The sequence below is a fragment of the Nocardioides sp. S5-5 genome (assembly GCF_054954065.1).
This window is the reverse complement of sequence record NZ_CP199913.1, coordinates 973,943-994,639: the sequence shown is the minus strand read 5'-3', so window position 1 is coordinate 994,639 and position 20,697 is coordinate 973,943. Positions and strand designations below refer to the sequence as shown.

At 72.9% G+C, this 20,697-nt stretch carries 17 protein-coding genes; 9 read left to right on the top strand and 8 right to left on the bottom strand.

Annotated features, from left to right (window positions below):
- Positions 1-21: 21 nt before the first annotated feature.
- Genes ACUP6Y_RS04715 through ACUP6Y_RS04705 form a run of 3 tightly spaced genes read right to left on the bottom strand, consistent with a single transcriptional unit; the run spans position 22 to position 3,357 of the window.
- Positions 22-1,047 carry a glycosyltransferase family protein gene (locus tag ACUP6Y_RS04715; protein ID WP_462554483.1) on the bottom strand — a complete coding sequence of 342 codons (1,026 nt, stop codon included), beginning with the start codon at positions 1,045-1,047 and terminating at the stop codon, positions 22-24.
- The gene (locus ACUP6Y_RS04710; protein ID WP_462554481.1) at positions 1,037-2,059 is read right to left on the bottom strand and encodes a hypothetical protein; all 1,023 of its coding nucleotides are present in this window, start codon (positions 2,057-2,059) and stop codon (positions 1,037-1,039) included. The genes ACUP6Y_RS04715 and ACUP6Y_RS04710 overlap by 11 nt, the downstream gene beginning before the upstream one ends.
- Complete coding sequence (locus tag ACUP6Y_RS04705) at positions 2,056-3,357, bottom strand: O-antigen ligase family protein (protein WP_462554480.1); 1,302 nt, start codon at positions 3,355-3,357, stop codon at positions 2,056-2,058. Before ACUP6Y_RS04705 ends, ACUP6Y_RS04710 begins: the two co-directional genes overlap by 4 nt.
- A gap of 101 nt (positions 3,358-3,458) precedes the next feature.
- Between ACUP6Y_RS04705 and ACUP6Y_RS04700 the strand changes: the two genes are divergently transcribed.
- The 4 genes from ACUP6Y_RS04700 to ACUP6Y_RS04685 all read left to right on the top strand — a co-directional run bounded on the left by ACUP6Y_RS04700 (position 3,459) and on the right by ACUP6Y_RS04685 (position 7,688).
- Positions 3,459-4,523, top strand: coding sequence for a glycosyltransferase (locus ACUP6Y_RS04700; protein WP_462554479.1), 1,065 nt, complete (start codon positions 3,459-3,461; stop codon positions 4,521-4,523).
- 137 nt (positions 4,524-4,660) lie between these two features.
- The gene (locus tag ACUP6Y_RS04695; protein ID WP_462554478.1) at positions 4,661-5,644 is read left to right on the top strand and encodes an NAD-dependent epimerase/dehydratase family protein; all 984 of its coding nucleotides are present in this window, start codon (positions 4,661-4,663) and stop codon (positions 5,642-5,644) included.
- A gap of 15 nt (positions 5,645-5,659) precedes the next feature.
- A complete protein-coding gene (locus tag ACUP6Y_RS04690; protein WP_462554477.1) occupies positions 5,660-6,886 on the top strand; it encodes a glycosyltransferase family 4 protein in 1,227 nt (408 codons plus the stop codon).
- 97 nt (positions 6,887-6,983) lie between these two features.
- On the top strand, positions 6,984-7,688 hold the full coding sequence (locus tag ACUP6Y_RS04685; protein WP_462554476.1) for a sugar transferase: 705 nt from the start codon (positions 6,984-6,986) through the stop codon (positions 7,686-7,688).
- 36 nt (positions 7,689-7,724) lie between these two features.
- On the opposite strand, the gene ACUP6Y_RS04680 is transcribed toward ACUP6Y_RS04685, so the two are convergent.
- Positions 7,725-8,420, bottom strand: a complete 696-nt coding sequence (locus tag ACUP6Y_RS04680; RefSeq protein WP_462554475.1) for a TylF/MycF/NovP-related O-methyltransferase — start codon at positions 8,418-8,420, stop codon at positions 7,725-7,727.
- A 72-nt stretch (positions 8,421-8,492) separates the two neighbouring features.
- The gene (locus ACUP6Y_RS04675) at positions 8,493-8,768 is read right to left on the bottom strand and encodes a MoaD/ThiS family protein (RefSeq protein ID WP_462554474.1); all 276 of its coding nucleotides are present in this window, start codon (positions 8,766-8,768) and stop codon (positions 8,493-8,495) included.
- A gap of 133 nt (positions 8,769-8,901) precedes the next feature.
- On the opposite strand from ACUP6Y_RS04675, the gene ACUP6Y_RS04670 reads away from it, so the two are divergent.
- Positions 8,902-9,663: a winged helix-turn-helix transcriptional regulator gene (locus ACUP6Y_RS04670; RefSeq protein WP_462554473.1), complete on the top strand. Its 762-nt coding sequence runs from the start codon at positions 8,902-8,904 to the stop codon at positions 9,661-9,663.
- A 22-nt stretch (positions 9,664-9,685) separates the two neighbouring features.
- Here the strand turns inward: ACUP6Y_RS04670 and ACUP6Y_RS04665 are convergent, their stop codons facing one another.
- Together ACUP6Y_RS04665 and ACUP6Y_RS04660 are read right to left on the bottom strand one after the other, a co-directional pair.
- Positions 9,686-10,564 carry a glycoside hydrolase family 16 protein gene (locus tag ACUP6Y_RS04665; RefSeq protein ID WP_462554472.1) on the bottom strand — a complete coding sequence of 293 codons (879 nt, stop codon included), beginning with the start codon at positions 10,562-10,564 and terminating at the stop codon, positions 9,686-9,688.
- Positions 10,565-10,696: 132 nt separating this feature from the next.
- Complete coding sequence (locus ACUP6Y_RS04660) at positions 10,697-12,244, bottom strand: FMN-binding glutamate synthase family protein (RefSeq protein WP_462554471.1); 1,548 nt, start codon at positions 12,242-12,244, stop codon at positions 10,697-10,699.
- 69 nt (positions 12,245-12,313) lie between these two features.
- On the opposite strand from ACUP6Y_RS04660, the gene mshD reads away from it, so the two are divergent.
- Genes mshD through ACUP6Y_RS04645 form a run of 3 tightly spaced genes read left to right on the top strand, consistent with a single transcriptional unit; the run spans position 12,314 to position 17,195 of the window.
- Positions 12,314-13,195 (top strand): mycothiol synthase, encoded by an 882-nt coding sequence (gene mshD / locus ACUP6Y_RS04655; RefSeq protein ID WP_462554470.1) that lies wholly within the window; start codon positions 12,314-12,316, stop codon positions 13,193-13,195.
- Between the two features lie 11 nt (positions 13,196-13,206).
- Entirely contained in the window at positions 13,207-16,599 is a 3,393-nt protein-coding gene (locus tag ACUP6Y_RS04650) for a hypothetical protein (RefSeq protein ID WP_462554469.1), read from the top strand.
- An 11-nt stretch (positions 16,600-16,610) separates the two neighbouring features.
- Positions 16,611-17,195 (top strand): hypothetical protein, encoded by a 585-nt coding sequence (locus ACUP6Y_RS04645; RefSeq protein WP_462554468.1) that lies wholly within the window; start codon positions 16,611-16,613, stop codon positions 17,193-17,195.
- 112 nt (positions 17,196-17,307) lie between these two features.
- Here the strand turns inward: ACUP6Y_RS04645 and ACUP6Y_RS04640 are convergent, their stop codons facing one another.
- The gene (locus ACUP6Y_RS04640) at positions 17,308-18,342 is read right to left on the bottom strand and encodes an alpha/beta hydrolase (RefSeq protein WP_462554467.1); all 1,035 of its coding nucleotides are present in this window, start codon (positions 18,340-18,342) and stop codon (positions 17,308-17,310) included.
- An 86-nt stretch (positions 18,343-18,428) separates the two neighbouring features.
- On the opposite strand from ACUP6Y_RS04640, the gene ACUP6Y_RS04635 reads away from it, so the two are divergent.
- A complete protein-coding gene (locus ACUP6Y_RS04635) occupies positions 18,429-20,606 on the top strand; it encodes an RNA degradosome polyphosphate kinase (protein ID WP_462554466.1) in 2,178 nt (725 codons plus the stop codon).
- The last annotated feature ends 91 nt before the right edge of the window (positions 20,607-20,697 follow it).

The following is a 20,697-nucleotide window of genomic DNA, read 5'->3' as shown; positions in this document are numbered from 1 at the left end:
GGCCTGACGGGCCTGACCGGGTCAGCGGGCGACCAACCGCCGCACCATCTTCCACACCAGTGGCTGGGTGATGATGCGGCGCACGATCTTGCGCAGCCACAGCGGTCGCACGACCTGCTTGGCGATCCGCGAGAGCCTGCCGTCGATGCGCAGCAGCACCAGCTCGAGCTCGGTCTCGACGTCGCGGTCCAGGGCCACGGCGGGAGGGTGGGCCAGCGGGAAGGCCATCTCCTGGGCCGGGCGCGGCTGGCGGTTGGCACGGGTGTGCGTGGCGTCGGGGCCGAACCCGTCGTTCTCGATCATGTAGAGCGACGGCGAGGCGCACAGTCCCCCCTGCGAGATGATCGTGACCCAGAAGTGGTGGTCCCACCCGTAGTGGTCGCCGTCGAGGGTCTGCGACACCTTGAGGAAGTGCCGGTTGCCGGCATCGGTCGTCAGCGCGCCGGGCGCGGGCGGCGCCGGCTCCACCCGGACCGCGTCGGCGGTGCGCGGCTTGGCTCCGGACCGCTCGGCGGCGCCCTCGTGATCGCGCGGGAACAGGGCACGGTGCCGCTGCCACCGGTCCGCCCAGGTCGCCCATCCCCACACGCTCGCCCAGCTGCTGAAGGCGTAGCTGTGGCCCTTGAAGTACTCGCGCGGCACCAGCTTCTTGTCCCCGGCGATCAGCCACACCCGCTCGTCGTCGGCGTAGCGGTCCAGGAGCTCCTCGCAGAAGGGGAAGAACGACGGGTCCGGCACGCAGTCGTCCTCGAACACGATCGCGCGGTCGACCTGGCCGAAGACCCAGTCGAGGCCGAGCTCGACGTTGGCCTCCAGCCCGATGTTGCTCTCCGCCAGGCGGCGCTCGACCTGGCACGGCCAGTCGATGGTCTCGATGATCTCCCGCACCGCACGGCAGCGCTCGACGTCCTCGTCGTTGCCGGGGCGGGGACCGTCGGCGATGACGAACACCCGGGACGGCTTCACCTGGCGCCACGCGTCGATCACCCGTTGGGTGACGCGGGGACGGTTGAAGGCGACCAGGACGACGGGGACATCAAAGGCCACGGGGAGCTCCTCGGCGATCGGTGACGCGCGACAGCGCGCGGGTGGTCCGGACGGCTGCGCGACTGTGCAGGATCCGGCGCGCGAGCGCGCGCAGGCGGGGGTGGGTGATCAGCCGCCGGGCGAGCTCGGTCGTCGGGCCGCCGATCCTGTTGAGGAGCAGCTCGAGCTCGCGCTCGACCTCGACGTCGAGCTCGACCCGCTCGGGATGCCGCAGCGGCTGGGGCATCGGACGGGCCGGGTCGGTCTCGCGCTCGAACACACCGTGGGTGGCGCCGGCACCGAAGCCGATGTTCTCGACCATGTTGGTCCCCGGCGTCGCGGCCAGGCCGCCCTCGGCGAGCATCGTGATCCACCACTGCTTGTCCCAGCCGTGGCGCACGACGTCGTCGGAGACCGCGGCCTCGGTGAAGTGCCGAAGGCCGCCCCGCGTGACCAGCAGGCCGGGACGCGGCGTGGTGGCGTGCGTCCGCACGGGCGCGCCGCCGGCGCCACCGCGGTGGTCGCGCGGGAAGGCCGCCCGGTGGGCCTGCCAGCGGTCGGCCCAGGTGGCCCAGCCCCACACGCTCGCCCAGGCGGCGAAGCGGTAGCTGTCGGTGCCGAACCGGGTCGCGGGGATGCCGTGGCTGTTCCCCGCGATCTGCCACACCCGCCGGTCGTCGCGATAGCGCTCGAGCAGCTCCTGCGCGTAGGAGAAGAAGGTCGGGTCGGCGACGCAGTCGTCCTCGAGCACGATCGCCTCGCCCACCTGGCCGAAGACCCAGTCCAGGCCCGTCTCGACGTTGCCCTCGCACCCGAGGTTCTCGTCGCTGTAGCGCCGCCGCACGTCGCAGGGCCAGTCGACGGCGTCCATCACCGCCCGGACCTCGGCGCAGGCGGCCTCGTCGTCGGGGCGGCCCGCCCGCGGACCGTCGGCGAGGAGGAACAGCCGCTCGGGCGCGACCCGGCGGACGGCGTCCATCGTGCGGCGGGTGTGCGCCGGCCGGTTGAACCCGACCAGGACCACCGCCGTCATCCGCGGCCCCCCGGGGCGGTCCGGCGGCCGGCCACGACGCTCGCCCCGGTCTCGGGCTCGCTCTCGGGCTCGGGCACCCGGACGACGGCCAGGATCGCGAGTGCCATCGGGATGGAGACCGTGCGGTCCACCAGGCCCGGGAACGTGATGCCGACGACCAGGAACAGCCAGGTCAGGTACGTCAGCCGGCGCAGCGGGTGGGTCGTGAACAGCGGCCGGGCGAGCACGTAGCAGACGATCAGGTAGGCGGTCGTGCCGAAGATGCCGACCGCCACCGCCGCTTCGAGGAAGACGTTGTGGTAGGTGCCGACGAGCGGGTCCAGACCGCTGCCCAGGAAGGGCGAGTCCAGGAACCGGGCGATGCCGTCGGCGATGGCGGCCTCGCGCTCGGTGTCGGAGGCGGCCGCGGTCGCGTCGCCCGCCAGCCGCGCGATCGAGCCGCCCTGACCACCGATCTGCAGGACGTACGGGAGCAGGACCAGGCCCAGCGCCCCCATCGCGGTCAGGGCCAGCGCCCAGATGCCCGACCGCTCGGCGACCGGCACCAGCAAGACGACGACGGCCACCGCGAGGGTGCTGCCCCGGCTGCCACTCATGACCACCGTGCCGAGCCCCAGGACCATCGCGCCGGCGAGCAGCACCCGCACGAGCCGCGAGCGGTGCTGCGGGAAGAGGTAGAGCACCGCGCACACCACCACGGCCCCGGCCAGGCCGAAGTCGTTGGCGTGGTGGGCCAGGCCGTCGTACCGGTTGTTGAGGGCGGCCCCCTCGAGGAGGGCCTTCCCGAAGCTGACGAGCTGGCCGCCGATGTAGCACCACAAGAAGCCGTTGACGACGGTCCGGCTCGGCTGCCAGACGAGCAGCACGATGGGGAGCACGCCGAGGAGCAGCAGCCACTGCGCCACGAAGACCATGCTCGCGTAGGGCGCCGGGTTCACCACCGAGGCCAGCACCCCGCAGACGGTCAGCAGGCCGAGGGCCGACAAGAAGAGCGGTGGGATCTGGACCTTGCGCTGGAGCAGCTCGGGCAGGAGCAGGGCCATGCCCAGCAGCATGAGCACGTCGGTCGGCGTGGCGACGCTGGAGTCGATCAGGCCGCGGTACATCGGGGCCGTGGCGAAGGCACCGCCCAGTGCGGCCGTGGCCACCCGCTCGCGCCCCAGGACCGCCAGGGCGCAGATCAGGACCGCGAGCATGCCCGCGGCCACGGCGCCGAACGGACCGCGCGAGGCCGCCGCCGCGAGGGCGACCGCGGCCAGCGCGAAGCAGCCCGTCACGATGCGCGTCTCCACGCTCATCGACCTCCCCGTGCGTGGTGGGAGGCGACGCCGGGAGGCATGCGGTCCCGGACGACTGCGCAGCTAGGCCGTGTCACGGCTGCACAGTATCGTCGCCGACCATGCACCTGCTGGTGGACGCGGTCGCTGTCCGAGAAGGCAGCGCCGCCATCGTGGTCGAGCACCTCCTGCGCGGATGGCGCGAGCTGGCGCCCGAGGACCGGATCACGGTGCTCACCACACCTGGTGGACCCGCCTTCGACCCGGGCGCCGGCGTCGCGGTCCACGAGGTGCGTCCGCCCGTCGGGGGCAGGGCCGGGACGCTGTGGCTGCGCACCCTCGGCACACGTCGCGCCGCCCGCGGCCTGCGTCCCGACGCGCTGCTCTCGGGGGTGCCGGCCAGCGGCCTGCTCGGCGCCGGCTGCCCGCGCGGCGTGCTCCTCTACGACCTGCGCCACGAGTTGCGCCCCCACCAGTTCTCCCGGGCCTCGCGCTGGGCCCGCCGCCTGTCCTGGGGCTGGAGCATGCGCCGGGCCGACGGCATCTTCACCATCTCCGAGCGGACCCTGTCGGACCTGCGCGAACGGCACCCCTCGGTCGCCGGCAGGGGCCACGCGGCCGTGCTCGGGTCCGACCACGCGCTCGCCTGGCCCGCGCCCACCGAGCCCGCCGACCCGCCGTACGCCCTGGCGTTCGGGCACTTCGCCAACAAGAACGCCGACGCCGTGATCGCCGCCTGGGCGGAGCTCTGCCGCACGGACGAGCACTGGCGGCTGCGCCTGGTCGGCATGGGCCGCGCCGACCGGGAGGCCGCGCGCCGGCAGGTCGAGGACCTCGGCATCGGCTCCCGGGTGGAGCTGATGCCCTGGCTCGACGACGCGTCCTTCCAGCGCTGCTTCACCGGGGCCGGGCTGGTCGTCTTCCCCTCCGACTTCGAGGGCTTCGGCCTGCCTGCGGCCGAGGCGCTGCGCCTCGGCATCCCGGTCGTCGTCTCCGACGACCCCGCCCTCGCCGAGGTGACCGGTGGGCTGGCCGAGGTCGCCTCGACGACCTCGCCCGCGGATCTCGCCGAGGCGCTGCGCCGGGCCCGGGCGCGCACGCCGGAGCAGCTGCGGGCCGGGCAGGAGTTCGCCGCGGCGTTCACCTGGCGCGCCACCGCCGAGGTGATCCGCCGCCACCTGCGCTGACCCGGGACCTGGGGAGACCTGATCCCGGCCTTCCCCCTCTCGACCCGGATTCCGGCGTCGGGCCGTGACGCACCCGAGGGCGTCTCGTTGGTCACTCGACGCTGGGGGGCGGATCCAATCGACATGAGGGAGTGCGCATGAACTCGGGCCCAGTAGATGTGCTCGTCGCCGGCGGCGGCGGCTTCATCGGAGGTCACCTGGTCGCTGACCTCCTCGCCCAGGGCAAGACGGTGCGTTCGGTCGACGTGAAGCCGATCGAGGAGTGGTACCAGGTCCATCCCGACGCGCAGAACTCCGTCGGCGACCTGTCGCTGCTCGACCAGGCGGAGGCGGCCACCGAGGGCGCGCGCGAGGTCTACATGCTCGCCGCCGACATGGGCGGCATGGGCTTCATCGAGAACAACAAGGCCCTGTGCATGCTGACGGTGCTCACCAGCACCCACATGCTGCAGGCCGCGCACAAGTACGACGTGGAACGCTACTTCTACTCCTCCTCGGCCTGCGTCTACGCCGCCGACAAGCAGACCGACACCTCGGTCACGGCTCTCAAGGAGTCCGACGCCTACCCCGCCATGCCGGAGGACGGCTACGGCTGGGAGAAGCTCTTCACCGAGCGGATGGCCCGCCACTTCCGCGAAGACTTCGGCCTCACCACCCGGATGGCGCGCTACCACAACGTCTACGGGCCGGAGGGCACCTGGACCGGCGGGCGCGAGAAGGCCCCCGCCGCCGTGTGCCGCAAGATCGCCGAGGCGGTCATCTCCGGGCGGCACGAGCTCGAGATCTGGGGCGACGGCGAGCAGACCCGCTCGTTCATGTACATCGACGACTGCGTCAAGGGCACCCAGATGATCCTGGCCGGCGACCTGGAGGACCCGATCAACCTGGGCTCCGCCGAGCTGGTCTCGATCAACCAGCTCTACTCGATCGTCGAGGAGATCGCCGGCATCAAGTGCGAGCGGAGGTACGACCTCTCCGCCCCGCAGGGCGTGCGCGGGCGCAACTCCGACAACACGATGATCAACGAGGTCTTCGGCTGGGAGCCGTCGATCAGTCTCGCCGACGGCCTCGCGCGGACCTATGCCTGGGTCTACGACCAGGTCAAGCGCGCCCAGGGCTGATCGGGCGGACGGCACGTGCGGATCCTCGTCCACGACCACAGCGGGCACCCCTTCCAGGCCGAGCTCAGCCGTGAGCTGGCCCGGCGCGGCCACGACGTCACCCACTCGTACGTCGAGGGCTACGTCTCCGGCAAGGGGCGCCTCGAGGCGACCCCCGGCGAGTCGGTCACCTTCGAGGCGATCGGCGGCGCGAAGAAGGTCGACAACCAGCGGATGGCACAGCGGCTGCTGCGCGAGATGCGGCGCGGCGTCGAGCTGGTGCGGCACGTCCGCAGGGTGAACCCCGACATCGTGATGCTGTCGAACGTGCAGATCCCCACCCTGGTGATCTTCGCGTTCGTGACCGCGCTGCTGCGGCGACCGTGGGTGCTGTGGCACCAGGACGTCTACGCCGTCGCGGTGAGGTCGTTCACCGGCTCCAAGCTGCCGCGGCGCTTCGCGTTCGTCGCCTGGGCCTTCGAGGTGGCCGAGCGGTGGTGCTCGCGCCGGGCGGCGGCGATCGTCGTGATCGCCCCGTCGTTCGTCCCCGTCCACGAGGCCTGGGGCACCGGTGACAAGGTCACCGTCATCCCCAACTGGGCGCCGCTCGACGAGATCGTCCCGACCGAGCGCAAGAACGACTGGGCCATCGAGCACGAGCTCGACGACGTCGCGACCCTCGTCTACTCGGGCACCCTGGGCCTCAAGCACAATCCCGCGCTGCTGGTCCGCCTGGCGCGCGCGGTCCACGACGCCGGCAGGCCGGTGCGGCTGGTCGTCGTCAACGAGGGGCCCGCGGTCGAGGTGCTGCAGGACGAGGCGCGCCGGCTCGACGTACCCGTCACGCTGCTGCCGTTCCAGCCCTACGAGCGGCTGCCCGAGGTGCTCGGCACCGGCGACGTGCTGGTCGTGCTCCTCGAGCAGGAGGCGGGCGCCTTCTCGGTGCCGTCCAAGACGCTGTCCTACCTGTGCGCCGGTCGTCCCGTGCTGGGCCTGATGCCCGGGGAGAACCTCGCGTCGTCGCTGGTCACCCGCGCCGGCGGCCTGGTGCTGCCGCCGGCCGACCACTCGCTCGCCGAGGCGGCCACCTGGGTCAGCGGCGTGCTGGGCGACGCCGAGCTCCGCGACGAGCTGGGCGAGGCCTCCCGGGACCTCGCCGAGCAGGAGTTCGCGCTGGAGCGCTGCGCCACCAGGTTCGAGCGCCTGCTCGCCGCGCAGTGCGGCGTCGCGGTGCGCGATCAACGATCCCTCGCAAAGTTCTGACGAGAACACGTATCCCATCGGGCACTCGGTCGTTGAGAGGTTCGCGGGACCGCCTCAACCCGCACATTCGGGGACACATTTCTGGTGGAGGTCACTGGTGAAGAAGCGGGCGTTCGACGTCGTCGTCATCTGCCTGGCTGCCGTGGTGTGGGTGCCTGTCGTGGCCCTCTCCGCGATCGCCGTGCTGGTGCTGTCAGGTCGGCCGATCTTCTACAGGTCGCGGCGCTGGGTCGGACCCGGCGCCGCCATCGAGATGATGAAGCTGCGGGTCATGGTGCCCAACGCCAACAAGGTGACGGCGCCCGTCGAGGACGGCCGCTTCCTGAACACGCCGCCCGACTCGCCGCTCTACACGCCGATCGGGCGGGTGCTCGACCGGCTCGGGCTCAACGAGATCCCGCAGTTCATCCACGTCCTGCGCGGTGAGATGAGCATCGTCGGCGCCCGGCCGCTCACCGACGTCGTCCGCGAGGCGCTCAGCGAGCAGCACGGCGACATCGACTCCCGCTGGGTGACCCCGGCCGGCCTCACCGGCCTGCCCCAGCTGATCGGCCGCCACGGCGTCGACGACCGGCAGCGGCTCGCCCTCGAGTCGGCGTACTCGGTTCGCACCGCCTTCGCCCCGAGCCTGCGGCTGGACTTCCTGATCCTGCTCAACACGGTGCTGATCACCTTCGGGCTGCGCAGGCCGCTGACCTACGAGCGCGCGATGCGCCTCGTCGAGCCGCGCCGCCGGGTGCTGCACGCCTCCGACCTGGCCCACCCGGTGTACAGCCCGGCCCCCGAGGCGGACGTGGCCTGAGCGCCAGGGCGACCAGGCCACGCGCCGCTGCCGCGCTCACCTCATGACGACGGCGATCTGCAGCATGTGCTGGGTGCAGGCCACGACGTCGTACTCGCGGCGGTAGGCGACGCAGTAGTCGCGGAACGCCGAGAACTCGTTGATCACCGAGGCGAACTCGTCGAAGATCACGACCGAGCCCGGCACGAGCAGCCGGTCGCACTGGGTGAGGGCGTAGAGCGTCGAGGAGTACAGGTCGGCGTCGCAGTGCAGCACGATCCGGCTCTGGGGCTCGAACTTGTCGAGGAAGCCGGGCACCGAGTCCTGGAAGAGTCCCTTCACGAACCGGACCCGGTCGTCGTCGATGGCGGGAGCCACCCCGCCGGCGTCGAACGTCGACTGCTCGATCGTCCCGCCGAAGTAGTGCCAGTCCTCGGGCAGGCCCTCGAACGAGTCGAACCCGTAGAAGCGCGAGCCCGGGTGGCGGTGGATGTCGGTCCAGTAGCCCATCGACTCGCCCTTGTAGACCCCGAACTCGAGGTAGTCGATCGCGTCGTCCCCCAGGACGCTCGACTGGAGGCGCTCGTAGAGCTCCCGGCGCTGCTCGAGTCGCGGCATGTCCGCCGGGACCCGCTCACGCTCCCAGGTGCCGAGCTTCGGCAGCTGGTGCAGCACGTCGAAGCGTCCGTTGTCGATGCCGTACTTGATGACCGCTCGGCGCAGCCTCAGTCGCGCGCGATAGGACAGGGACATGCAAGGCCTCCCATGCACCGCCGGCGGTTGGAGGGGTCGGCTGACTGCCCGGCGGTCGGCTGGCACATCCTCTCACCCACCGGCGAACGGCGGGAGGAACTCGACGGATTGGCCGGGCCGGACCAGGACGGCCGAGGGATCCGTCGACGACGCCGGGCGCTCGCCCACGAGGACCGAGCAGACGCCCAGGACACGCTCGAGGGACGAGTCCGCGTGGCGGGCCACGATCGTGGCCAGCAGGTCCGACAGCGTCACCGCTCCGGCGACCTCGACCGACTCCTCGCCGACTCCGGCCGCCGCCCGGGCCGCCGCCCAGTAGCGCACCCGGATGACCTGCGTCTCACTCACGTCGCCGACCCTTCCCCGTTGCCTGCGTATTTCGGTATCGTCGCTCACCAGAAAACTGGCCGTTGCCCAACGTTGCGTTTCGGTCTCGACTCGGTGCCGCCCGGAACAGGCGGACGCCGGTGAGGAGGCCAGGGTGAGCACACTCCTTCTGCTGACCAGCGCACTGCAGCCCTCCGCCGAGGTGCTGCCCGGACTCGCGCTGCTCGGCCACCAGGTCAAGATCCTGCCCGCCGAGGGTAGCGCTCTGCTCGACGCCCCGGACGCCGACCTGCTCCTGGTCGACGGCCGCCAGGACCTCGCGGGCGCACGCGACCTGTGCCGCCTGATCCGCACCACCGGGACCGACGTACCGGTCCTCCTCGTCGTCACCGAGGGCGGTCTCGCCGTCGTCAACCACGACTGGGGCATGGACGACGTCGTCCTGCACACCTGCGGCCCGGCCGAGCTCGAGGCCCGGATCCGCCTCTCGACCGGTCGCCTCAACGCGGCCCGGGACGCCGCCGACCCCGAGGCGCACCTGATCCGGTCGGGCGAGGTCGTGGTCGACGAGGCGACGTACACCGCCAAGGTCGGCGGCCGGGTGCTCGACTTGACGTTCAAGGAGTTCGAGCTGCTGAAGTTCCTGGCCCAGCATCCCGGCCGGGTGTTCAGCCGCCAGCAGCTGCTGCAGGAGGTGTGGGGATACGACTACTTCGGTGGCACCCGCACCGTCGACGTCCACGTACGCCGGCTGCGGGCCAAGCTGGGGCCCGAGAACGAGATGCTGATCGGCACCGTCCGCAACGTCGGCTACCGCTTCGTGCTGCCGACCAAGGGCGAGGCCGTCGAGGCCGACGCGGCGCCGGCCTCGAGACCCGCCTCGGCGCCGACCTCGGCGGTCGACGCCTCCTCCTGAGCGCGCCGGCACGCGGCCGCCGTCACTTCCAGACGCGCACCCAGTCCACCGTCAGCTCGCCGCTGCGGGGCGTCGCGGCGTCGATCGCGTTCCAGCCGGCGCCGAAGGCCTGGGTCATCACCACGTAGAAGGGCCGGTCGAAGGGCTGCGGCGCGAACAGCGGCCAGCTCGGCGCCCAGGAGTGGGTGAAGCAGAGGTTGCCGTCGTACAGGAACCGCATCACGGTGGGCGTCCACTCGACGGCGTAGCGGTGGAAGGTCTTGCCGGCATCGGCGACCAGGCAGTTGAAGCCGGTGCTGAACGGCCAGATCTCCCCGTTGTAGTGGACCGACGGGTAGACCTGCCCGGGCTGGCCGCTGAACCACTCGGCGACATCGATCTCGCCCGAGGCGGGCCAGGCTCCGTAGGTGTGCTCCTGCGGGTAGAGCCACATGCCCGAGCCCAGGCCGGGGCCGGAGTGGTCGGGCACCTTCGCACGGAACTCGAAGCGTCCGTAGGTCTGCGTGAACAGGGACCAGCTCGCCAGCGTGGCCACGGTGCGGGTCGCGGTGTAGCTGCCGTAGGGACTGCGGCAGACGAACGGCCGCGCCTCCTCGATCGCGCGCAGATGGAGCTGCCCGTTGGAGACCGCGACGTTGTCCGGGTCGTTGACGTAGCAGTCGTTCGTCGAGGTGGTCATCCCGCTCAGCTCGGTCTGCTGGACGACCCACTTCGCCGGGTTGACGGCCTTGCCGTCGAAGTCGTCGTCGAAGGAGCACGTGTAGCGGCCGCCACCGGGCTTGACCGGCCGCTCACCGCCGCAGGTGGGCGGCACCGCCCGGGGCGGCGCCGCGGCCCCGGCCACGGCCCCCGCAACGGGGTCCGGCACCGGGCCGAGAACGACACCCGCACCCATCGTCATCGCTGCACACGCGAGCGTCACCAACCGGACTCGGAACACGGCATGCCTCCTGGAGCAAGCAGTCATCGACCGCGGGTGAGCACACTCTGGCACGCCCAGGGCCCGCGTGGGGATACCCGATCTCGACGACCACTAGGACGTGCGGCCCTGCTCGTCGAAGTGGTCGGCGGTGTCCATCAGCCGGACCACCTGCTCGCGCAGCTCCGGGCCGAGCTCGCCCCACCCGTCCTTGTAGCCGTAGACCGAGGCGAGGGAGCGGGCGTCGTAGTCGCCGTTGAAGATGTCGACGTCGGCGCAGGTGATCAGCGAGGGGTGCGCGACGCCGATCGCGGCCGAGACCCGGGTCAGCTCCTTGCGCAGGGTGCGCAGGTAGACCGCGCAGCGCTCGGCCTTCGACACCGGGTCGAGACCGTGGACCAGCCACGGGTTCTGGGTGGCGATGCCGGTCGGGCAGTGGTCCGTATGGCACTTCTGCGCCTGGATGCAGCCGATCGAGAGCATGGCCTCGCGGGCGACGTTGATCATGTCGGCGCCGAGGGCGAACGCGACGATCGCGTTGTCGGGCAGGCCGAGCTTGGCCGAGCCGATGAACGTGACGTCGTCGGTCAGGCCCAGCTCGGCGAAGGTGCCGTAGACCCGCGAGAAGCCCATCCGGTACGGCAGCGCGACCGAGTCCGCGAAGATCAGCGGCGCCGCGCCGGTGCCGCCCTCGCCGCCGTCGACGGTCACGAAGTCGACGCCGCGCTCACGCGGCGACATCAGCCGGGCCAGCTCCTCCCAGAAGTCCATCGCGCCGACCGCGGACTTGATCCCGACCGGCAGTCCGGTCTCGGCCGCCAGCATCTCGACGAAGTCGAGCATCGAGTCGACGTCGTGGAAGGCGGTGTGACGCGAGGGCGACGAGCAGTCCCGGCCCTGCGGGATGCCGCGGATCTCGGCGATCTCCGCGGTCACCTTCGCCGCCGGCAGCAGCCCGCCCAGACCCGGCTTGGCACCCTGGCTGAGCTTGATCTCGATCGCCTTGACCGGCGCGGAGGCGATCATCTCCTTGAGCCGCGGCAGCGAGAAGGCGCCCTTCTCGTCACGGCACCCGAAGTAGGCCGTACCGATCTGGACGACGAGATCGGCCCCGTTGCGGTGGTACGGCGAGATCGCGCCCTCGCCCGTGTTGTGCAGGCAGCCGGCCGCCGCCGCACCCTTGTTGATGGCCGTGATGGCGTTGGACGACAGCGAGCCGAAGCTCATCGCGGACACGTTGACGACCGACCCCGGCCGGAACGCCCTCGCCCGCCCGCGCGGCCCGCCGAGCACCTTGGCCGCCGGCAGCGTCCAGTTGCTGTCCTGGTCGCTCGGCAGCTTGTCGGCGAAGGTGCGCTGCTTGATGTAGGCGTGGCCCTGGACGTGCTCGACGTCGACGTCGGTGCCGAACCCGAAGTAGCTGTTCTCCTCCTTGCTGGAGGCGTAGATCCAGGTCCGCTGGTCACGGCTGAACGGCCGCTCCTCCTCGTTGCTGGTGACGATGTACTGGCGCAGCTCGGGCCCGATCGTCTCCAGCCAGTACCGGGCGTGCCCGATCACCGGGAAGTTGCGCTGCAGCGCGTGCCTCTTCTGCACGAGGTCGCGAGCGGCGAGCGCGCCCAGCGCCACGGCTGCCCCACCCACGGCGTGGCTCAGCTTCATGAGGGCAGTCCTACCGCGTCACGGCGACACATGTAAACGCTGGGCGGATGGCCGGATAGCGTGGGCGAGGTGAACTCGGAGCTCCCCCTGCTGACCGACGCCGCCGCCCTCGACGCGATCGGGCGGGTCCGCGAGGCCAGCCGGGAGCACGACGGCACCGACCCCGTCGACGAGGCGGTCGCCCTCCGGCTCAAGCACCACGGGCTCGCCGGCACCGGCGCCTGGGTGAGCGGCGAGGGCTTCGCGCTGCGGTACGACGGTGGGCTCGACCTGGCCGTCGCGCCCTCCTCACGGGGGCAGGGCCTGGGTGCCTCGCTGGGGGCGCTCGCCGTCGCCGAGCCGGGTCCGCTGAGCGCCTGGTCGCACGGCGACCATCCGGCCGCCGCCGCGCTCGCCCGCCGCTGGGGGTTCGCCCGCACGCGGGAGCTGTGGGTGATGCGGCGACCGGCCGTCGTACCGCTGCCGGGGGTGGAGCTGCCGGACGGCGTACGGATCCGGGACTTCGGCGCCTCCGACTCCGAGGCACTGCTCGCGGTGAACGCCGCCGCCTTCGCCCACCACCCGGAGCAGGGCTCGCTCAACGCCGCCGGTCTGGCCGAGCGGATGGCCGAGTCGTGGTTCGACCCGGCCGGCCTGCTGCTCGCGGTCGACGACGACGGCGCGCTGCTGGGCTTCCACTGGACCAAGCAACACGACCCGTCGCTCGGGGAGGTGTACGTCGTCGGCGTCTCCCCCGCCGCGCAGGGCCGTGGCCTCGGCCGGGTGCTCACCGTCGCCGGGCTGCAGCACCTCGCGGCGCGCGGCGTGGCCGAGGTGCTCCTCTACGTCGAGTCCGACAACGCGCCCGCCCGGCGGCTGTACGAGGATCTCGGCTTCCAGCACGCCGCGGCCGACACCCACGTCCAGTACCAGCGGACGGAAGTTGCCCGTAACCCCCTCGCCCCTGAGTAGATTTACCCACCATGAGCTCTGTCACCGACGGCGATCCGGGTCCCGAGGACTCCCGGCTCGCCGGGTCGCGCGCCGGGCGTGGTCGGGGACGCAGGGGCATGCTCCGGCGGCGCCACGACGCGGACGCCCTCGACGTCGGCGAGCTCGCGCCCGACGACGTCCAGGAGCTGCTGCGCCGCAGCACCACGTCGGTGCCGGACGACGAGGCGCCGGATCGGGCGCCGGAGGACGACATCGCCGCTCGCGTCGGCAGCCCCACCGGCGCGCTTCCCGACGAGGCCGAGGAGGCCGACGACGTCGACTGGGCCGCGATGGTGCAGCCGCACACCTCGGCCGTCGACAGGCTCGGGGACGGCGAGGACGCGGCACCCCGCGCCGACCGCTTCGGTCCCGGACCGTCGGCCGACTGGGCCAGCGTCATCGACCGCTCGCTCGGCCGGCCGCTCACCGAGATCGAGCCCCACGAGTTCGAGGCCGGCCCCGCCGCCACCGACGACCCGAGCCTGCGCGGCACCCTCACCGACCGGCTGGAGCGGATGCGCTCCGTGGAGACGGTCGAGGCGGTCCCGGCGGAGGCGGTCCCGGCGGAGGCGGCCCCGGCGGAGGAGGCCACCTCCGAGGAGGCCCCGTCCGAGGGCCCGGCGGTCGAGGAACCCGAGGCCGGCGACTGGTCGGCGATCATCTCCCGCGCCACCCAGCGCCCGTTCGGCGACGCCCACGGCGCCGCCGCGCCCGGCCCCGAGCCGGCGCCCGTCGCCGAGCAGGCGATCCCCGACCACCGGCTGACCGACGAGGAGGCCGGCCAGCGGGTCATCGCGGCCGCCGTCGACGGTGGCTTCGCGGAGCCGACACCGGTTCCGCAGCCCAAGGGTCTGGCCCGCCTGCGTCGCCGCCAGGGTGCCGGGTCCGCGCCGCGGCCGCGGGCCCGCCCGCTGCAGGAGTTCGTCGAGCCGCCGCTGCTGGACGAGCCGATCCCGAACATCGACCGGATCGACGACATACCGCGCCGGCCCGAGGAGGTCCTCGCCCATGCGCGGGCCGAGATCGAGGCCGAGCTGGTCGCACCGGGCGAGCTGCCCGACGGGGTCGAGCCCGACGAGGCGAGCGTCCCCGGCAACGCCGAGGTGGTCGCGGCCCTGGCCGCCCGGCTGCGGCGCGACGCCGAGCTGGCCGCCGCCGAGCAGGCCGCCGAGCGGATCGCCGCCGAGGAGGCCGCGCAGCTGGCTCACGAGGCCCGGGCCGAGGCCGACCGGCTGGCCAACGCCGCGTCCGCGCAGCGCGAGGAGGCCGAGCTGCGCGCCGTCGAGCAGGCCCGCCTGGCGGCCGAGGCACACGCCGCCCGCGAGGCGGCCGAGGCCCGCGCCCGGGTGGTGGCCGAGGCGGCTGCCGTGAGCGCCGCCGAGCATGCCGAGTTCGCCCGCCGGGTGCTGGAGGAGCGGGAGGCCACCGAGCGTACGTCGGCCGAGATCGCCCAGGCCCGCACACTCGCCGAGGAGGCCGCCCGTCAGCAGGCCGCCCTCGCCCAAGACGCCCACCGCGCCGCCGAGGCCGCCGAGGAGCGGGCCCGGCTGCTCGCGGACCAGGCGGCGGCCAGTGCCGAGGAGCACGGGGCTCTCGCCCGGCAGGCCGTCGAGGAGCGTGCGATCGCCGAGCAGGCCGCCGCCGAGCACGCCCGGCTCGCTCAGGAGGCCCAGGCCTCCCGCCGGCTGGCCGAGGAGGCCGCGCTCGAGCAGGCCGAGCTGGCCCGCCTGGCCCACGAGACGGCCCAGGCCGCGGAAGCGCGCGCCGCCGACGCGGCGGGACGGGCCGAGGAGCAGTCCGCCGCGCGCGTGGCCGCCGACGAGTCCGCCGCCCAGCAGGCTCGTCGCGCCGAGGAGGCGCACCAGGCCCGCCTGGTCGCCGAGGAGGCCGCTCGCCAGCAGCTGGAGCTCGCCACCGAGGCCCAGGCCGCCGCCGCGGCCGCCCACGCCTCGGCCGCCGCCCTCGCCGAGGAGAAGAAGGTCGCCACGGAGGCGCTCGCCCGGGCCTCCGAGTTCGCCACCGAGGCCACCCGGGCCCGCACCGAGGCCGAGGAGCGCGCCGCCGCCGCCCTCGCCGAGCTCGAGCAGTCCGCCGCCGCCCACACCACCGCCGTCGAGCGCCTCCGCTCCGAGCTCGTCGAGGCCGAGGAGCGCGCCCTCGAGCACGCCCGCGCCCGCGCCGACGCCGAAGCCCGCGCCGCCGAGCTGGCCCAGGAGCGCGAGCGCGCCCTCGCCGACGCCGCCGCCCTCGCCCAGCAGGTCGCCGAGATCCGCGCCACCCTCGTCCCGGAGGGCCCGAACGCTCCCGACACTCCCGACACCCTGACCGCTGCGGACAGCGCGGCCGCCGTCGCACCGCTCGCCGCGCAGGTGGTGCCCGAGGTCGAGCCGGAGCCAGAGCCAGAGCCAGAGCCAGAGCCGGACCTGCTCGTCGAGACCGAGCCGGAGCCGCTCGTCGAGGACGAGCCCGACGTGGCGGAGCTGGTCGCGGCCGAGCCGGTGACCGACGTACCCCCCGCCGACGACCTCGCCGCCCAGATGGCCCAGATCCGGGCCCGCCTGGCCGGGGAGGACGGCCCGGCCGCCCCGGAGCCCGACCTCGAGGCCGCCGACGAGGTCGAGCCCGACGCGGAGGAGCCGGCCGGCGCCGAGGTGCTGGGCCGCCACGCCGAGCGCACACCGTCCCTGATGGAGCAGTGGCGCGCGACCGCGAGCACCCCCGAGCCCGACGAGAGCGACGAGCTCCTCGACGACATCGACACGCTCGACGTGGCCGAGGAGGCCGCCGAGGAGCCGGTCGTCGTTCCCGAGCCCGAGCCGCTCGTGGAAGCCGAGCCGGAACCGGAGCCCGAGCCGGAGCCCGAGCCGGAGCCGGAGCCGGAGCCGGAGCCCGAGCCCGAACCGGAGCCCGAGCCGGCGATGGCCGCCGCCCCGGCGCCCAGGCCCGCGATCAAGCGCGTCCCGTTCCACGCCAAGCGCGGGACCGACGCCCTCGCGCCACTCGCCATCCTCGTCGCGCTCGGGCTGGCCGCGGTGGTCGGCATGCGGGCGATCAAGGGCACGCTGTGGGACGACATCGCGTTCAGCGCGACCCTGACGGTCATCGCCGCGATCCTGCTGGGCTACGCCCTCAAGGCGAGCAACTCCTCACGCAGCGTCAGCATCGACGAGGTCGGCGTCCTCAAGGTGACCCAGGGCGACACCAACAGCACCTTCGACCTGACCAGCCCGAACACCAAGATCGAGCAGACGGGTGTGCCGGGCTCGCGGAGCTGGCGGGTCCTCATCCTGCGGCGCAGCATGGCGCCGGTCGTCATCGACTCGCGCATGGTCGACGCCCCCACCTTCCTGGAAGCGCTGCGCCAGTGGCAACCGGACCTCTAGACGTCGACCCGGTGGTCGCGCTCCGCCTGGAGCGCGACGAGCTGGCACGGCGGCTGGCGGCCAGCCAGGACGAGGTCGCGCGGCTGCGGGCCGAGCTGGAGAGTGCGCGGGCCGAGGTGGCGACGCTGGAGTCGGGCGAGTCGCTGTCGCTGTTCGACGGCGAGCCGCAGGCCGGTGACCGGCTGACGGGCGACGGCAGCGACCCGCGGGTGCTGTCGATGGTGCTCGGCGCGACGGCGGTGGTGGCCGTCATGGTGGCGCTGCTGACGCTGCTCAACGGCAAGCTCGCCACGCCGTTCGGCGTCGTCATCGTCCTGGTGGCGGTCGGCCTGGGCTGGGCCGCGGCCAAGACCCGGGTGGTACCCGTCGAGGTGAGCGTGGTCCGCGGGATCGTGTACGTCGAGCAGGGCGAGTCGACGTACCGCTTCGACGTCCGCAAGCCGGAGACCCGGGTCGAGGTGGTCGGTCGTGCCGGCGAGCCCGGCTGGGCGGTGCGCTTCCCGCGCAAGGCGATGGACCCGTTCGTGGTCGACGGCTCGATGGTCGACGCCGAGGACTTCCTGCGCCGGCTGCGCGAGCACCGCCCCGAGCTCTGACCCCTCGCCGACCCGGCGCAAAACGAACTCGCTCCGTCTCCGACCCGGCCGAAAACAACTCTCTATGCTCGCCGACCGAGCACTTTTGCGCCGGGTCGGCACCCAACCCGAGTCAGTTTGCGCCGGGTCGGCCGAGGGCGGCGCGCACCCGGCCCGCGATCTCCCGTACGGCGGCCCGGCTCGTGCGCCCGACGCCGAGGACGTTCAAGAACCCGTGGACCTGGTCGACGTACCGCTTCAGCTCGACCTCGACGCCGGCGTCGGCCAGCCTGCGCGCGTAGTCCTCTCCCTCGTCGCGCAGCGGGTCGAAGCCGGCGGTGGCGACGAACGCGGGGGCGAGACCGGACGGCAGGTCGATCTCGAGCAGGTTCATCCGCTCGTCGGCCCGGTCCGCGGGGTCGGGCAGGTAGGTGTCGTTGAAGGACCCGATCGACTCGGCGGTGAGGTAGAGCCCCTCCCCGAACAGCCGCAGGCTCTCGGTGGCGCGGTCGGCGTCGGTGCAGGGGTAGACGAGCAGCTGGAAGGCGAGCGGGAGGCCGGCCCGGGCGGCGACGATCGCGGTGTACGCCGCGAGGTTGCCGCCGGCCGAGTCGCCGGCGACGCCGATCCGCTCGGGGTCCACGCCGAGGGAGTCGGCATGCTCATGCACCCAGCGCAGCGCGGCCTCGGCGTCGTCGAAGGCGGCGGGGAAGGCGGCCTCGGGACCGACCCGGTACTCGACGGCGAGCACGCGGACCCCCGACCGCTCCGCGAGCAGCCGGCAGGGCGCGTCGTGGGAGGCGAGGTCGCCGTACAGGAAGCCCCCGCCGTGGAAGAAGAGCAGCAGCCCGCTCCCGACCCGACGCGAGGGCTCGTAGAGCCGCGCCGGCAGGTCGGCCACGGCGAGGTCGCGGACGCTGCCGATCGGCTGGCGGCCGCCCACGAGGGCGGCGTTGGCCCGCATCGCGGCCCGGCCCTCGACGACCCCGGCTCCGGCGAGGTCGCCCTTGCGGGCCAGCCGCTGCAGGGTCAGCATCATCTGGACGTCGGGGGCCAGCGTCTGCCCGTCGAGCACCAGCGGCGGGCCGGTGACCAGCCGCTGCGCCCGCACGGGCAGTCCCATCAAGGTCGACAGCAGGCGCGCCTCGGCCGCGTTCCGGATGCTCACGGGTGTGACCATACCGAGAGTACGGCGATCGCGGCGTCCCATCCGACGTCACCTCGCGTTCACCCGGAGGTGCCACACTCGCGAACATGTCGACCGAGCAGCAGCCGACGTCCCTCCTCCCCGACGCCGAGCACCCCGAGACCGGTACCCTGGTCGCCGTGTCGGACGAGGCGTCGGGCTACGTCCCCGATCCGGCTCTGGTCGAGGCCGTCGAGGCGGTCGACAACCGGTTCGTCGACCGGGAGCTGTCGTGGCTGCGGTTCAACGAGCGGGTGCTGGAGCTGGCCGAGGACGAGGCGCTGCCGCTGCTCGAGCGGGCCCGGTTCCTCGCGATCTTCACCAGCAACCTCGACGAGTTCTTCATGGTCCGCGTGGCCGGCCTCAAGCGCCGGATCGCGACCGGCCTCGCCGTGCGCGCCGCCAGCGGCCTGATGCCGCTGGAGGTGCTGGAGGCGATCTGGCGTCGTTCGGCCGAGCTCAGCCAGCGCCATGCCCGGGTCTTCCACGACGACGTGGTGCCGGCACTGAGTGCGGAGGGCATCGACCTGGTCCGCTGGGCCGACCTGGACCGCGACGAGCAGAAGGAGTGCAAGCGGCTGTTCAAGGACCGGGTCTTCCCGGTCCTCACTCCCCTGGCGGTCGACCCGGCCCACCCCTTCCCCTACATCTCCGGCCTCTCGCTGAACCTCGCGGTCGTGCTGCGCAACCCGAAGTCCGGCAAGGAGCTGTTCGCCCGGGTGAAGGTGCCCTCGAACTTCGACCGCTTCGTCTCGCTCGGCAACGCCCGGTTCGTGCCGCTGGAGGACGTGATCGGCGCCCACCTGCGCCGGCTGTTCCCCGGCATGGAGGTGCTCGAGGCGCACACCTTCCGGGTCACCCGCAACGAGGACCTCGAGGTGGAGGAGGACGACGCCGAGAACCTGCTCGCCGCGCTCGAGAAGGAGCTGCTGCGCCGCAAGTTCGGCCCGCCGGTGCGCCTCGAGGTGGAGGAGTCGATCGCGCCGTCGGTGCTCGAGCTGCTCGTCTCCGAGCTCGGGATCAGCGAGAACGAGGTGTTCCGGCTGCCCGGGCCGCTCGACCTGCGCGGCCTGCACTCGATCGCCGACCTGCCGCGCGAGGACCTCAAGTACCCCTCCTTCGTGCCGAGCACCCACACCCGGCTGGCCGAGTTCGAGTCGGCCGCGCCGGTCGACGTGTTCAAGGCGCTGCGCCGCCGCGACGTGCTGCTGCACCACCCCTACGACTCGTTCGCCACGTCGGTGCAGCGCTTCATCGAGCAGGCCGCCGCCGACCCCCACGTGCTGGCGATCAAGCAGACGCTCTACCGCACCTCCGGCGACTCCCCCATCATCGACGCCCTCATCGACGCCGCCGAGGCCGGCAAGCAGGTGCTGGTGCTGGTGGAGATCAAGGCCCGCTTCGACGAGCAGGCCAACATCCGCTGGGCCCGCAAGCTGGAGCAGGCCGGCTGCCACGTCGTCTACGGCCTGGTCGGCCTCAAGACCCACTGCAAGCTGGCGATGGTCGTGCGCGACGAGGGCGAGCAGTCGGGGGGCATCCGCCGCTACACCCACATCGGCACCGGCAACTACAACCCGAAGACCTCGCGGATGTACGAGGACCTCGGCCTGCTCACCACCGACGAGACCATCGGCGAGGACGTCGCCCACCTGTTCAACAACCTGTCCGGCTGGTCCCGGAAGGCGACCTACGAGCAGCTTCTGGTCGCGCCCGACTCGGTGCGCACCGGCCTGGTCGACCAGATCATGCGGGAGATCGAGCACGCGAAGGCCGGCCGACCCGCCGGCATCCGGTTCAAGGCCAACTCGGTCGTCGACGAGGAGACCATCGACGCGCTCTACCTGGCCTCCTGCGAGGGCGTCCCGGTCGAGCTGCTCGTGCGCGGCATCTGCGCGCTGCGCCCCGGCGTCGCCGGGCTGAGCGAGAACGTCAAGGTCCGCTCGGTGCTGGGCCGCTTCCTCGAGCACAGCCGGGTCTTCTCCTTCGAGGGCGGCGGCGAGCCGGCCACCTGGATCGGCTCGGCCGACCTGATGCACCGCAACCTGGACCGCCGGGTCGAGGTGCTGGTGCGCCTGCCCGAGGCCAGCCGCGACGAGGTACGGCGGCTGCTGGACCTCGCGTTCGCCCCGACGACCCAGGCGTGGGAGCTGGGCGCCGACGGCGAGTGGAAGCGCAACGCCGGGACGATCCACCTGCAGGAGACCCTGATCGAGCAGCAGCGCAGGCGTCGTACGGACGACTGACCCGCTGACCTGCGACAACGCGTACCGTGCGCGGCGCCACAGCGCGCCGGACTGCCCGCAGTTGCGTTCACGGGGAAGTGGTCCCCTAGCA

Bases quoted from the DNA above. Each gene is read 5' to 3' on its own strand.
- ACUP6Y_RS04680 (WP_462554475.1), bottom strand. From the start codon at position 8,420: ATGTCCCTGTCCTATCGCGCGCGACTGAGGCTGCGCCGAGCGGTCATC.
- ACUP6Y_RS04700 (WP_462554479.1), top strand. From the start codon at position 3,459: ATGCACCTGCTGGTGGACGCGGTCGCTGTCCGAGAAGGCAGCGCCGCC.
- ACUP6Y_RS04695 (WP_462554478.1), top strand. From the start codon at position 4,661: ATGAACTCGGGCCCAGTAGATGTGCTCGTCGCCGGCGGCGGCGGCTTC.
- ACUP6Y_RS04635 (WP_462554466.1), top strand. From the start codon at position 18,429: ATGTCGACCGAGCAGCAGCCGACGTCCCTCCTCCCCGACGCCGAGCAC.
- ACUP6Y_RS04660 (WP_462554471.1), bottom strand. From the start codon at position 12,244: ATGAAGCTGAGCCACGCCGTGGGTGGGGCAGCCGTGGCGCTGGGCGCG.
- ACUP6Y_RS04710 (WP_462554481.1), bottom strand. From the start codon at position 2,059: ATGACGGCGGTGGTCCTGGTCGGGTTCAACCGGCCGGCGCACACCCGC.
- ACUP6Y_RS04705 (WP_462554480.1), bottom strand. From the start codon at position 3,357: ATGAGCGTGGAGACGCGCATCGTGACGGGCTGCTTCGCGCTGGCCGCG.
- ACUP6Y_RS04665 (WP_462554472.1), bottom strand. From the start codon at position 10,564: ATGACGATGGGTGCGGGTGTCGTTCTCGGCCCGGTGCCGGACCCCGTT.
- ACUP6Y_RS04650 (WP_462554469.1), top strand. From the start codon at position 13,207: ATGAGCTCTGTCACCGACGGCGATCCGGGTCCCGAGGACTCCCGGCTC.